Annotated in this window: 11 protein-coding genes and 1 pseudogene; 5 read left to right on the forward strand and 7 right to left on the reverse strand. The window is 72.3% G+C overall.

Annotation, left to right across the window (positions count from 1 at the left end):
* Positions 1 to 223: 223 nt before the first annotated feature.
* The 4 genes from ABD224_RS15540 to ABD224_RS15555 form a co-directional block, all read right to left on the reverse strand.
* Positions 224 to 1,213 (reverse strand): malate dehydrogenase, encoded by a 990-nt coding sequence (locus ABD224_RS15540; RefSeq protein WP_344050161.1) that lies wholly within the window; start codon positions 1,211 to 1,213, stop codon positions 224 to 226.
* A gap of 469 nt (positions 1,214 to 1,682) precedes the next feature.
* Positions 1,683 to 3,008, reverse strand: a complete 1,326-nt coding sequence (locus ABD224_RS15545) for an XRE family transcriptional regulator (protein ID WP_344050162.1) — start codon at positions 3,006 to 3,008, stop codon at positions 1,683 to 1,685.
* 441 nt (positions 3,009 to 3,449) lie between these two features.
* Positions 3,450 to 3,893, reverse strand: a complete 444-nt coding sequence (locus ABD224_RS15550) for a DUF3017 domain-containing protein (protein ID WP_344050177.1) — start codon at positions 3,891 to 3,893, stop codon at positions 3,450 to 3,452.
* 55 nt (positions 3,894 to 3,948) lie between these two features.
* Positions 3,949 to 4,803, reverse strand: coding sequence for a bifunctional methylenetetrahydrofolate dehydrogenase/methenyltetrahydrofolate cyclohydrolase (locus tag ABD224_RS15555; RefSeq protein ID WP_344050163.1), 855 nt, complete (start codon positions 4,801 to 4,803; stop codon positions 3,949 to 3,951).
* Between the two features lie 261 nt (positions 4,804 to 5,064).
* On the opposite strand from ABD224_RS15555, the gene ABD224_RS15560 reads away from it, so the two are divergent.
* From ABD224_RS15560 to ABD224_RS15575, 4 genes are all read left to right on the forward strand, one after another.
* Positions 5,065 to 5,580 carry a proline-rich domain-containing protein gene (locus tag ABD224_RS15560; protein ID WP_344050164.1) on the forward strand — a complete coding sequence of 172 codons (516 nt, stop codon included), beginning with the start codon at positions 5,065 to 5,067 and terminating at the stop codon, positions 5,578 to 5,580.
* Between the two features lie 139 nt (positions 5,581 to 5,719).
* Positions 5,720 to 6,466, forward strand: coding sequence for an FHA domain-containing protein (locus ABD224_RS15565; RefSeq protein WP_344050165.1), 747 nt, complete (start codon positions 5,720 to 5,722; stop codon positions 6,464 to 6,466).
* Positions 6,463 to 8,076 (forward strand): serine/threonine protein kinase, encoded by a 1,614-nt coding sequence (locus tag ABD224_RS15570; protein ID WP_344050178.1) that lies wholly within the window; start codon positions 6,463 to 6,465, stop codon positions 8,074 to 8,076. Before ABD224_RS15565 ends, ABD224_RS15570 begins: the two co-directional genes overlap by 4 nt.
* A gap of 108 nt (positions 8,077 to 8,184) precedes the next feature.
* The gene (locus ABD224_RS15575; RefSeq protein WP_344050166.1) at positions 8,185 to 8,541 is read left to right on the forward strand and encodes a hypothetical protein; all 357 of its coding nucleotides are present in this window, start codon (positions 8,185 to 8,187) and stop codon (positions 8,539 to 8,541) included.
* A 120-nt stretch (positions 8,542 to 8,661) separates the two neighbouring features.
* On the opposite strand, the gene purH is transcribed toward ABD224_RS15575, so the two are convergent.
* Complete coding sequence (gene purH / locus ABD224_RS15580; RefSeq protein WP_344050167.1) at positions 8,662 to 10,227, reverse strand: bifunctional phosphoribosylaminoimidazolecarboxamide formyltransferase/IMP cyclohydrolase; 1,566 nt, start codon at positions 10,225 to 10,227, stop codon at positions 8,662 to 8,664.
* On the reverse strand, positions 10,224 to 10,853 hold the full coding sequence (gene purN / locus ABD224_RS15585) for a phosphoribosylglycinamide formyltransferase (RefSeq protein ID WP_344050168.1): 630 nt from the start codon (positions 10,851 to 10,853) through the stop codon (positions 10,224 to 10,226). Before purN ends, purH begins: the two co-directional genes overlap by 4 nt.
* A 313-nt stretch (positions 10,854 to 11,166) precedes the next feature.
* Here purN and ABD224_RS15590 point away from each other — a divergent pair, with 313 nt between their 5' ends.
* A complete protein-coding gene (locus tag ABD224_RS15590) occupies positions 11,167 to 11,982 on the forward strand; it encodes a hypothetical protein (RefSeq protein WP_344050169.1) in 816 nt (271 codons plus the stop codon).
* Positions 11,983 to 12,045: 63 nt separating this feature from the next.
* Here the strand turns inward: ABD224_RS15590 and ABD224_RS15595 are convergent.
* Positions 12,046 to 12,586, reverse strand: a pseudogene (locus ABD224_RS15595) (hypothetical protein); the annotation flags it as partial.

The following is a 12,586-nucleotide window of genomic DNA, read 5'->3' on the forward strand; positions in this document are numbered from 1 at the left end:
ACCTGTGACGGTCAGTGAGGTGACGGGGCATCAGCATAGGGGAGCGCAAGTCCGCCAGGAAGTGGATTGTCAAGAAGGCTGCGAGGTGAGACGCGACACATCGCACCCGTTGTGCCGGGTCGGGCGCCGGGCGTCGCAGGGCCGGCGGTGAACGGCCACGGGCCCCGGTCCGGGGAAACCGGAACGGGGCCCGTGCGGGACGTGACGGAAGGGGCCGTACGGCTCAGATGAGACCGAGGCCGCGGACCGCCTCGCGCTCCTCCTCCAGCTCCTTGACGGAGGCGTCGATGCGGGCGCGGGAGAAGTCGTTGATCTCCAGGCCCTGGACGATCTCGTACGCGCCGTCCTTGCAGGTGACCGGGAAGGAGGAGATCAGGCCCTCCGGAACGCCGTAGGAGCCGTCGGACGGGACGGCCATGGAGGTCCAGTCGCCCTCGGCGGTGCCGTTGACCCAGGTGTGGATGTGGTCGATGGCGGCGTTGGCGGCGGAGGCGGCCGAGGAGGCGCCGCGGGCCTCGATGATGGCGGCGCCGCGCTTGGCGACGGTCGGGATGAAGTCCTCGGTCAGCCACTTCTCGTCGTTGACGACCTCGGCGGCGTTCTTGCCGGCGATCGTGGCGTGGAAGATGTCCGGGTACTGGGTGGCGGAGTGGTTGCCCCAGATGGTCATGCGCTTGATGTCGGAGACCGCCGCGCCTGTCTTCTTCGAGAGCTGGGTCAGCGCGCGGTTGTGGTCCAGGCGGGTCATGGCCGTGAAGCGCTCGGCCGGTACGTCCGGAGCGGCGGCCTGGGCGATCAGCGCGTTGGTGTTCGCCGGGTTGCCGACGACCAGGACCTTGATGTCGTCGGCGGCGTGGTCGTTGATGGCCTTGCCCTGCGGCTTGAAGATGCCGCCGTTGGCCTCGAGCAGGTCACCGCGCTCCATGCCCTTGGTACGCGGGCGGGCGCCCACGAGGAGGGCGATGTTGGCGCCGTCGAAGGCGACGTTCGGGTCGTCGGTGATGTCGATGCCCCGCAGGAGCGGGAACGCGCAGTCGTCCAGCTCCATGGCCGTGCCCTCGGCGGCCTTCAGCGCCGGCGTGATCTCCAGAAGCCGCAGCTTGACCGGCACGTCCGCGCCGAGCAGCTGGCCGGAGGCGATACGGAAGAGCAGGGCGTAACCGATCTGGCCGGCCGCGCCGGTGACGGTGACGTTCACGGGAGTGCGGGTCATGGCGTTCTCCGTATGACAGCTGGCGGTGGGGCGTCCCTGCCCCAGGTTGGGGATCCCGGCACCGCCGCGATGATCGACCACCGGGAGGGATGATCGATCTCTTGGCGTCAAGAGATCCGCTCGTCAGGCTATCGCCTCTCCGGGATCCTGGTCGGCCGGATCCCTGTGGCCCAGCCCACAGGACGGCCACGTGGCGTACAAGGGGCGGCCGTCCGGAGAGGAGGAACGGAGAAGGAACGCGGACGGCCGCCGCGGGGGAACTGCCGGAACACCGGAACTCCCGTGGGGGGTGACATCCCTATGCCCGGCTCGGAGATCCTCATGCCTGTCCGGCGCCCCTTCTTTCACCGGCCCGTTCACCGGCCCGTTCACCGGCCCCATTCACCGGCTCCTTCCTCGGTCTTCTCTTTCTTCATCGGCCTCTTCGCCGACCGGCCGGCACACCGCTCCCGCCGGTCCCGGACCGGTCCTACGGCGTGCACCCCCGCTGGCCCGAGACCAGCGTCGCGCACGCCGTCGCCTGGGCCGCGTCCTTCACCGCGATCATCGGCGTGTACGCGATCGACTCGCCGTCCTTGGTGATGCCCCCGGTCTCCTTGTGCGAGCCAACCATGACCTGGACCTCGTCGCCCGGCACGGCCTGGGTGATGCGGGCCCAGGCGGCGCCGCAGGTCTCGCTGTGGCGGATCTCCAGGAAGGTGGCACCGACGGTGACGCTCCGGACGGTGGTCGCCCGCTCGCCGCTGCACCCCATGCGCTCGGCGTCCTTGCCGGTGCAGCTGTCCCCCTTGCACTTGACCCCGGGCGGCAGGTCGGGCTGGGTGCCGGAGGGGGACGGCGACGCGCTCGCGCCGCCGGCGTTCAGGCCGACGTCCAGGCCGGTGAAGTAGAAGACGGCGCCGATCAGGACCAGGGCGGCGACCAGGCCCGCGAAGAACATGAGCACCTGCTGCCCGCGCGCCCCGACGGCACCGCCGGAGGCGGGCGGGGAAGCCTGCGGGGAGCCGCCGTAGGGACCCGGGAGGGCGGTGGGGGCGGCGTACGGGCCCGGGGGCACCGGCATGCCCTGCGTGTGCCCGGGGCCGCCGGGCCGGGGCGGTGCCGGGGGAGGTGCCGCCTTGGCCCCGGGAGGACGCCCTCCTGCCCGGGACGGCCCCCGGTAACCGGCCACGTTCCAGGAGTTGCCGCTCGTCGGGGTCCGCGCTCCGGTGCCGGAGGCGGTCTGCGCTCCGGTGCCGGAGCCGGTACGCGCCTCGGTGCCGGAGGCGGCGCGCGCCTTGGCGCCGGAGTCGGAGGCCGGCGCGGACTTCTTCAGCTTCGGCGTGCCCTCCCGGGCGTCGGCGTCGGACGCCGTCGGCTGGGCCGGCACCCTCGGGGTCCGCGAGGTCGTCGTGGCACTGCCGCTCTTGCGGGACGACGTGCTCCCGTCGGCCTCGGCGCCGGGGGCGTCGCCGCCGGGCTCCCCGAGCGCGGCACGCGCCTGGGATATCCGGATGGCCTCCATGGTGCTGTCGTGACGCATCTCCGCACGGCTCCACGCGCGTTCGGCGAGCTCCCACATGGTGGTGAGATGGACCGGGTTGGTGCCGGTGGCCTCGGCAAGGGCCACGACCGCGCCCTTGGGCGCCAGGAGCCGGCCGTCGAGATAACGCTCCCAGGAGGTCTTGCTGTAGCCCGTGCGATCGGCGAGTGCGGCGATGCTCAGGCCGCTGCGGTCCACGAGCTGCCGCAGGTGGCTCATGAACTCCTTGATCTGCGGATCGAGTTCATCGGGCAGGGCCTTCCAACGAGGCATCGCGTTCCCTTCCCCCCGGTACGTGCCGGCTGTTCCCGCGCGTGATGTCCTGTGCCGCGCCCTTGTCCTGGCTGCCGCCGCCCACAGGTGTGCGCCCTGCCAGGATCTCAGGTCGCGCGGTGGGAGCACACAGGAGCATCCGGGCCGGGGCGCGCGGTTGCGCTCCGGGTCCCTGCCGGCCCGGTCCCTTCCCGCGGGGTCCTCGGGACGCCGGCTTCAGGACACCCCCTCTCTCCCTGAAACCCTGTCTCCCCCTGAGAAGTGACCCGGAGAAGTGAGGCTCCGGGCACATGGATGGCGGAACGGTCACTTCCGTGCCACAGCACATGGACAGGCGTTGAACGGCCCGCCCACGGTGCAGGAGGGTGGGTCGTGACGGCGGCCCGTCCCCCGCTCGGGGGAGGGGGCGGGCCGCCGTCGCCGGACAGGGGCGAGATCCCGTCAGCTGTTGCGGATGGTGAAGTGCAGCGCGTCGTCCAGGAACGGGATCTCCAGCCACGGCTCGGGCTGGGCCATCAGCGCCAGCAGGACGATGGCGCCGCCCAGCGTGCCGTAGGTGATGATGTCGGTGAAACGGGAGCGGACGGCGAGCATGCCGACGCGGGGCAGGAGCCAGCGCAGCACGGCCCCGCCGATCAGGGCGACGCCGACCAGCAGCAGACCGACCCGGAAGGCGTCGAAGGCGGTGGTCAGCAGCCCGATCCCGACCACGGACAGCACTGCCAGCATCGGCCACTGCCGGGCGGGCGCCGGGGCGTCGCCGGGCGCGGCCCGGCCGCCGCCCTCGGGGCGCGCGGTGTCCCTGGTGAACAGAGGGAGGCGACGCGTGGTCCGGCGCGCCCCGCCCTGGGCGCGCGACGCGCCGGCCGGGTTCTGTGTCCCTATGTCCGGCTCCGGCTCCGGCTTCGCGGAAGCGGACTCCCGCCCGGTGCCCTCCGTCTCAGCCGACACTGCGCTCCGCCGCCTCGACCACGTTGACCAGCAGCTGGGCCCGGGTCATGGGGCCGACGCCGCCGGGGTTGGGGGACAGCCAGCCGGCCACCTCGGCGACGTCCGGGTGGACATCGCCGACGATCTTGCCCTCGGCGTTGCGGGAGACACCGACGTCGAGGACGGCCGCGCCGGGCTTGACGTCCTCGGCACGGATCAGGTGCGGGGAGCCGGCCGCGGCGATGATGATGTCGGCGCGGCGCAGATGGGCGGACAGGTCACGGGTGCCGGTGTGGCACTGGGTGACCGTGGCGTTCTCGCTGCGCCGGGTGAGCAGCAGCGGCATCGGGCGGCCGATGGTCACGCCACGGCCGACGACCACGACCTCGGCGCCCTTGATCTCCACGCCGTAGCGGCGCAGCAGCGTCAGCACGCCGTTGGGGGTGCAGGGCAGCGGGGCGGGCTCGTTGAGGACGAGACGGCCGAGGTTCATCGGGTGCAGACCGTCGGCGTCCTTGTCCGGGTCCATCAGCTCCAGGATGCGGTTCTCGTCGATGCCCTTGGGCAGGGGCAGCTGGACGATGTAACCGGTGCAGGAGGGGTCCTCGTTCAGCTCCCGGACGACCGCCTCGATCTCCTCCTGGGTGGCGGTGGCCGGCAGCTCGCGCTGGATGGAGGCGATGCCGACCTCGGCGCAGTCACGGTGCTTGCCGGCGACGTACTTGCGGCTGGCCGGGTCGTCGCCGACCAGAATCGTGCCGAGGCCGGGCGTGACGCCCTTCTCCTTCAGCGCCGCCACGCGGGCGGTCAGATCGGACTTGATCGCGGCTGCGGTGGCCTTGCCATCGAGAATCTGGGCGGTCATGTTCCCATCCTCGCGGATGAACGGCGCCCGGTTCCAATCAGGGGGTGCCGGGGTCCCTCCCCGCGGCGTCCTTGATCGCTGATGTTGCACTTGCACAACGCCCGGGAATCCGGCTGGACAAGTAAGTTATTCGTAAAGAACGATGAACATCACAGTGCTGCGGGCAGCTCATCGGGGGGACAAACCGTACTTCTGCGAGACATTTCCTCCGCATGATGCCGCGCACGCCCCTGCATGCAACCGACGGAGGAAGCAGAAGCAATGAGTTACGGCACCCCGAACAACCCCTACGGAACACCGCAGCAGCCCCAGCCCGGCCACGGCTACCCGCAGGCCCCGCCCGTGCCGCAGTCGTACGGCGCCCCGGTTCCGCAGTCGCCGCAGGGCACGGTCGCCGCGGCCCGCGTGCTGCTGTGGGTGATCGTCGGCCTGCAGGTCCTGGGTGTGGCCCTGTTCGCCTTCAGCGCCGTGGTCGTCGACCGCGCCAAGGACGAGGCCGCCTTCGAGCAGCTGGCCGACTACCCGACCAGCGCCCTGTGGGGCTTCGCGGCGTTCGCCCTGCTCTGGGGTGTCTTCGCGGCCGTCCTGGCGGCGAAGTTCGGCAGCGGCGGCAACGGCCTGCGGGTCACGACCCTGGTCTTCGGCATTCTCACCGCGGTCATCGCCGTCTACCCGTTCACGATCGCGGGCCTCGTGCACCTGGTGCTCGGCATCCTGATCGCCGTCTTCGTCGGCAACTCCAAGGGCAAGGAGTGGTTCAACCGCCCCCGATACTGAACGGTTCCGCACGGAACGGTTCGCGTCCTTCGCTTCCGGTGTTTCCAGGGCCGTGTCTCACCCCGAAGAGGGAGGGACACGGCCCCGGTATGTCCCCCTAGTCTGGATTCGTAGCTGTTCAGGCACGGGGAGACACACCTTGTACAGCATCATCGTGGTACCTCCGCCGACCACGGAGGGCGAGCGGCAGGACGCCCGGTTCCGGCTCGCACCCGGCGAGCGGCTCGCCTTCGGGCGCTCCACCCCGGACAACGGCCTGGTGATCGCGCACAACGGGGTGTCCCGCCGAGCCGGGGAGATCACCGCGCAGGGCACCTTCTGGATACTGAGCAACCTCTCCGCCCGCCACACCTACGTCGTGGAGAACCCGGAGGGCGCGGGCGAGCACATCAAGGTCGCGCCGGGGCGGCTGGACGCACCGGTGCCCTTCGAGTTCTCCCGGATCGTGCTGCCCGCGGCCGGCGATCTGCTGCCGATCGATGTATGGGCCCCGCGCCACGACTACCTGAGCGTCGCGGGCGGCGCCGACGGCGACCCCACCGCGCCCGCCTTCTCGATGGACCGGAGCAAGCGGTACTACGCGGTGCTCGCCGCCCTGTGCGAACCCCGGCTGCGCGACGACCCGCACGCCCCGCTGCCCACGGTCGACCAGGTGGTGGAGCGGTTACGGCCGACCTGGCCGGCCGCGTCCCGCACCGCGGTGCAGTGGAACATCGACTATCTGGCCGTGAAGCTGCGGCTGAAGCCCGGCCCGGAGGCCGCCGAGACGGGCCCCCGCCTCAACGGCAAGAAGGAGTCCCTGGTCTCCCTGGCCCTGCGCTTCGACCTGGTCCGGGAGGACGACCTGGCCGTCCTCGGGGGAGCGCCGGCATGGACGCCCCGATGACCGAGCCGTACGCCGTCCCGGTGCCCCGTGGCTACCGCGTCGGCGTCTGGGAGGTGCGCCGTCCCCTCGCCACCGGCGCCTTCGGCAGTGTGTACGAGGGCCGCCGCGTCGGAGGCGACGAGACCCTGCCGCACACGGCCGCCCTCAAGTTCCTGCCCACCGGCACCGGCACCCCACGACGCCTCGCCCATCTGCGGGAACTCGTCGAACGGGAAGTGGCGTTGCACCGCAGGCTGCGCCGCCCGCGGCTGATCCGGATGTACGAGACCCTCACCGTCGACGATCCGGACCGCCCCGGCCTGGACGGCGCCACCGTGCTCGTCCTGGAGAAGGCGGAAGGCTCGCTGGCCGCCCTGCTCGCCGCCGACCCCCGGCCGGCCGCCGGTCCCGTGCTGCTCGCGCAGATCTGCGAGGGGCTCGACCAGCTGCACCGGGCGGGCTGGGTGCACGGGGACCTGAAGCCGGCCAATGTGCTGCTGATGGCGGACGGTTCGGCCCGCCTGGCCGACTTCAACCTGGCCGCCGAACTCGAGGACACCCACGCCTACACCCCGGCCTTCTCCACCCCCGACTACACCCCGCCCGAGCTGCTGTGGTCGGAGATCGGCGAACGCGGGCGCCGGATCCGTCCGTCCGCCGACATCTGGGCCTTCGGCGTCCTCGCCCATCTGGTCCTCACCGGCTCCTTCCCCCTGCCCGGCGGCACCCCGGCGGCCCGCCGGGACGCGGCCGTCGCCTACGCCCGCGGCTCGGACGAACTGCGGCTGAGCCCCGAACTCCCGGACGCCTGGCGGGAGATCGTATGCGCCTGTCTGACCCGCACCCACGCCGGCCGCATCGGCACCGGCGCGCTGCTGCGCCGGACGGCGGCCGCCGCCGGGACGGTACGTACGCCCCGGCTGCCCGGCCTCCGCAGGATCTCCAGGCCCCTCAAGCCCCTCGGGATTCCCGGAACTCCCAAGGTCTCCAGAACCACCGGAACTCCCCGGGTCCGCGGAGTCGTCCTGGGCGCGGTGCTCGCCACGACCGCCGTCGCCGTGCTCGGCTACGGCATCGGCACCCAGGGGCACCGCCCGCCCGGCGCCCAGGGCGCCCCACGGACGGCGACACCCGCTCCGGCCGTCTACGGCGCCTCCGAACTCCGCACCGACCGGGGCATTCCCCCCGTCTACCGGCCGCTGATCGTCGACGCCGCGCACGCCTGCCGTCATCCGGACATCACCCCCGCGCTGATCGCGGCCATGCTGAAGGCCGAGAGCAACTTCGATCCCGACCTGTACGACCCGGTCCATGACGAGTACGGCATCGCCCGGTGGACGCCGCGCGTCCTGCGCTGGTGGATGCGGGCCGACGGGCTGCCGACGGCGTCGATCCCCGAGCCGCCCTTCTCCCCCGCCGTGTCCATCTCGGCCATGGGCCACTACCTGTGCTTCATCGCTTCGCACCTGGAGCCCGACCTGCCCGGCGACAGGCGGGTGCTGATCGCCGCCGCCTACCGGACCTCCTACAAGAAGGTGAACGAAGCGGGCGGCGTCCCTCCGAAGGAGCGCGACCACTGCGCCCGTGTCGCGCACCACCTCAAGGAGTACACGCCACCGGGCAAGAGGTGACCCTGAGACTTCCGAGGTACCGCTGCCCTCGCATCCACGGCACCGTGACATCGTCCACCCCACGAGGTGGCACGACCGACTCACGGAACGAACAGGGGGACATTCCTCATGACCGTCATCCGCAAAGCTCTCGCCGTGGGTGCCGCCGCCGTCACCGCCGGCGCCGCTCTCGCTCTCGGCACGGCCGGCAACGCCCAGGCGGCGTCGCCGTGCTGGAAGAGCGGCTCCGTCTGGTACTGCAACAACGCCACCGGTGCCAAGGTCTACAAGAGCCCCAACACGGGGACCGTCGTGGGCCGTATGTACTCCAACCCGTCCTGGTTCGTCTGCAAGTTCGACGGCGGACAGAACCACGGCGGCCCGCACCCGACCCGCTGGGTCTACACCCAGGCGGACAACGGAGCCTGGGGCTGGATGAGCGACAACGACATCGCCTCGGACACCAACCCGCTGCCCGACTGCTGAGGCATCCGGCATGACAGCGGCTCCCGGCTTCCCCCGGGAAGCCGGGAGCCGCGGCCGCACGGGGAGGGGACGGCACCGGTCCGGGCCGGCCGGCCCGGACCGGTGCCGGGAGCAGCGGAATCAGTGGAAGAAGTGGCGCGTCCCCGTGAAGTACATCGTCACGCCCGCCTTCTTGACGGCCTCGACGACCTGCTCGTCACGGATCGAGCCGCCCGGCTGGACGATCGCCCTCACCCCCGCCTCGATCAGGATCTCGGGGCCGTCGGGGAAGGGGAAGAAGGCGTCGGAGGCCGCGTACGAGCCGCGGGCCCGCTCCGCGCCGGCCCGCTCGACCGCCAGCCTGCAGGAGTCGACACGGTTGACCTGGCCCATGCCGACGCCGACCGAGGCACCGTCCTTGGCGAGCAGAATCGCGTTGGACTTCACCGCGCGGCAGGCCTTCCAGGCGAAGGCGAGCTGTGCGAGCTCGTCGGCGTCGAGCGGCTCGCCGCAGGCCAGGGTCCAGGTGGCCGGGTCGTCGCCGTCGGCCTGGAGCCGGTCGGTGACCTGGAGCAGCGCACCGCCGTCGATGGTGGTGACCTCGACACGGTTCGCCGGGCCGTGCGGGGCCTTGAGGACGCGGAGGTTCTTCTTCCGGGTGAGGACCTCCAGGGCCCCCTCCTCGTAGTCGGGCGCGACGATGACCTCGGTGAAGATCTCGGCGACCTGCTCGGCCATCTCCTTGCTGACCGGCCGGTTCACGGCGATCACACCACCGAAGGCGGACAGCGGGTCGCAGGCGTGCGCCTTGCGGTGCGCCTCGGCGACGTCCGCGCCGATGGCGATGCCGCACGGGTTGGCGTGCTTGACGATCGCCACGCACGGCTCGTCGTGGTCGTACGCGGCACGGCGGGCGGCGTCCGTGTCCGTGTAGTTGTTGTACGACATCTCCTTGCCGTGCAGCTGCTCGGCCTGTGCGAGACCGGCGCCGTCGGCGTCGAGGTAGAGCGCGGCCGGCTGGTGCGGGTTCTCGCCGTAGCGCAGGGTGCGCGCACGCTCCCAGGTGGCGCCGAGGAAGTCGGGGAAGCCCGACTCGTCGACGGGTGCGTACTCGGACGCGAACCAGGAGGCGACCGCGACGTCGTAGGCGGCCGTGTGCTGGAAGGCCTCGGCGGCCAGGCGCTTGCGGGTGGCGAGGTCGAAGCCGCCGGAGGCGACCGCGGCGAGGACGTCGGCGTACCGCTCCGGGCTGGTGACGACCGCGACCGACGCGTGGTTCTTGGCGGCGGCGCGGACCATGGAGGGGCCGCCGATGTCGATCTGCTCGACACACTCGTCGGGCGAGGCACCGGAGGCGACGGTCTCCCGGAACGGGTAGAGGTTGACCACGACCAGGTCGAACGGCTCGACGCCCAGCTCCTCGAGCTGCCGCCGGTGGTCCTTAAGGCGCAGGTCGGCGAGGATGCCGGCGTGGACCTTGGGGTGCAGGGTCTTGACCCGGCCGTCCAGGCACTCGGGGAAGCCGGTGAGGTCCTCGACCTTGGTGACGGGCACACCGGCCGCGGCGATCCGCCCGGCGGTGGAGCCGGTGGAGACGATGTCGACGCCGGCCTCGTGCAGCCCGCGCGCGAGCTCCTCCAGGCCGGTCTTGTCGTAGACGCTGACGAGCGCGCGCCGGATGGGCCGCTTGTTGCTCTCGGCGGTCACTGGATGATTACCTTTCGTCCCTCGATGCGATGGCCGTTGCGGGCGAGCCGCCCCACGACCTCGACGAGCAGCCTTCGCTCGACTTTCTTGATGCGCTCGTGCAGCGCGCTCTCGTCGTCCTCGTCCCGGACCTCGACCACGCCCTGGGCGATGATCGGACCGGTGTCGACACCGTCGTCGACGAAGTGGACGGTGCAGCCGGTGACCCTGACGCCGTACGCGAGGGCGTCCCGTACGGCATGGGCCCCCGGAAAACTGGGCAGCAGGGCGGGGTGCGTGTTGATGAACCGCCCGCCGAAGCGCGCGAGGAACTCCTTCCCCACGATCTTCATGAATCCGGCGGAGACGACGAGGTCGGGTTCATGGGCGGCGACGGCCTCGGTCAGGGCCGCGTCCCACTCCTCGCGTGTGCCGTAGTCCTTGACTCTCCGCACGAAGGTCGGCAGCCCGGCGCGCTCGGCACGCGCCAGTCCCTCGATGCCGTCGCGGTCGGCGCCCACGGCGACGACCCGGGCGCCGTACGCCTCGGCACCGGTTGCGGCGATCTCGTCGAGGAGCGCCTGCAGATTGGTGCCGGATCCGGAGATCAGCACGACGAGGCGCTTGGCCACGGGCTTGGCGGCCACGGTGAGGCCCTTTCTCGGGGAAGCTGTTTGTACGGTCGTACGAATGCTTCACGTCCCCGGATACGGGGAAGCCTACGAAGCAGCCGACCGTCAGCAACGATACCGGCAAGCCGACCGGCCCCCCATGGGACGGGGGTTCGGCCGGGAGGTAGCGTCAGGGAGGAGCTGGTACGGGAACGCACCACCTTCACCGTGCGTTCACCAAGCGACAAGTCCGTGCCCGGGGCGTACGGCGCCTCGCGGGAGGGACCGGACGTGCCAGACCGGACGTGCCAGACCAGTTGTGACTCACCAAGGGGAAGACGCTCACTTGATGCCGGACCGCAGCCTGCGACTCCTCACGCACCCTCCGCAGACGGCGCAGGGAGGGCGGCGCGGTGCCGTGCTGCTGAAGGAGCAGCCGCCCTCGCCGCCGAACGCCCCCGCGGACGGACGGGGTGACGGCACCGGCGGCACGGCCCCGGACGACAATCCCTTCGCGCCGCCCCCGGAGGGCGCCCCCGACCGGCCGTGGCAGCCCCGGTACCCGGTCAACGGCGGCCCCCAGGGGGAGGCCTCCTCCCATGACGGCTCCGACGGCGGCCCCAACGGCGGCTCCGACGGGCCGGACCAGGGCGGCGGTGGCCGGTCCCCGTGGGGCAGGCAGTGGAGCGACCGCCAGCCGGGCCGCTCCTCCGGCGGCTTCGGCGAGCGTCCGCAGCGGCCCGGCGGCCCCTCGCAGGGCCCGGGCATGCGCTGGGACCCCACCGACCCCGTCCAGCGCCGCGCGCGGTACGCGCTGCTGGCCGGCATGTGGGCCTTCTTCTTCGCCCTGTTCAGCTGGACGTACGTGGCCCTGCTGCTCGGTGCGCTGGCCCTGTACTGGGGCATCAGCTCCCTGCGCGCCAAGCCGCGCGGGCACGACGCGGGCACACCGGCCCCCACGGGCCGCCCGCAGGCGACGGCCGCGATCAGCGGTCTGGTCACCGCGTCGCTGGCGCTCGCCGTGGTCGCCACGTCCTTCGCGGCGCAGCTGGTCTACCGGGACTACTACACCTGCGTGAACGACTCCCTCACGCAGCAGGCCAAGCAGTCCTGCGACCGGCATCTGCCCCCTGAGCTGCGGAAGGTGCTGGGGGACAAGGGCTGACGAGGCGCCGGGCAGGGGCGCCCGGCGGAGTGCCGCGGAGTTGCCGGACGCGAGGTCGCGGGGTCACCGCTCGGCGGACGGGCCCGCCGGACCGTCGTCCTCGGAGGGCGACGAGGATGTCCCCGGCCCCGCGACCTCCCTCGCCCTCGCGCCGTCCGGCTGCGCCCAGCCCGTCTTCGCCCTGTCCGCCTTCGTCCCGCCTGTCTTCGCCCCGCCTGTCTTCGCCCCGCCCGTCTTCGCTCCCTCCGGGCGGGCGGCTTCTTCCGGCCCCGTGCTGCCCTCCGGCCTCGTGACCCCCTCCGCCGGCCTCTTCGGCGCCGCCCAGGGGGTGCGGCGGACGCTGTCGTCGTCCTGCCAGGAAGCGGCGGGTCCGGGGACCGACGGCTCGAGGGGCAGCACGTCGTACGGCTCGAGGGCGTCGTAGGCGTGGGGGGCCGGGGCGGACCGCGGCGGCGGTGAGGTCCTGGTCCGCTGCCGCAGGAGCAGGCCCCGCCGGCGCACGCGCCCGCCCGCGGCCGAGGGCTCCGGGACCGTGGCGGCCCCGCCCGCCCGGGACGTGCCGTTCGCCTTCCCCGCTCCGCCCTCCCCCCCCCCCCGTCCTGCG

The sequence above is a fragment of the Streptomyces thermoalcalitolerans genome (assembly GCF_039525155.1).
Taxonomy (GTDB): domain Bacteria; phylum Actinomycetota; class Actinomycetes; order Streptomycetales; family Streptomycetaceae; genus Streptomyces; species Streptomyces thermovulgaris.

Excerpts from the sequence above, each read along its gene's own strand:
- ABD224_RS15540 (WP_344050161.1), bottom strand. The coding sequence starts at position 1,213 with ATGACCCGCACTCCCGTGAACGTCACCGTCACCGGCGCGGCCGGCCAG.
- ABD224_RS15545 (WP_344050162.1), bottom strand. The coding sequence starts at position 3,008 with ATGCCTCGTTGGAAGGCCCTGCCCGATGAACTCGATCCGCAGATCAAG.
- ABD224_RS15555 (WP_344050163.1), bottom strand. The coding sequence starts at position 4,803 with ATGACCGCCCAGATTCTCGATGGCAAGGCCACCGCAGCCGCGATCAAG.
- ABD224_RS15560 (WP_344050164.1), top strand. The coding sequence starts at position 5,065 with ATGAGTTACGGCACCCCGAACAACCCCTACGGAACACCGCAGCAGCCC.
- ABD224_RS15570 (WP_344050178.1), top strand. The coding sequence starts at position 6,463 with ATGACCGAGCCGTACGCCGTCCCGGTGCCCCGTGGCTACCGCGTCGGC.
- ABD224_RS15575 (WP_344050166.1), top strand. The coding sequence starts at position 8,185 with ATGACCGTCATCCGCAAAGCTCTCGCCGTGGGTGCCGCCGCCGTCACC.
- ABD224_RS15590 (WP_344050169.1), top strand. The coding sequence starts at position 11,167 with ATGCCGGACCGCAGCCTGCGACTCCTCACGCACCCTCCGCAGACGGCG.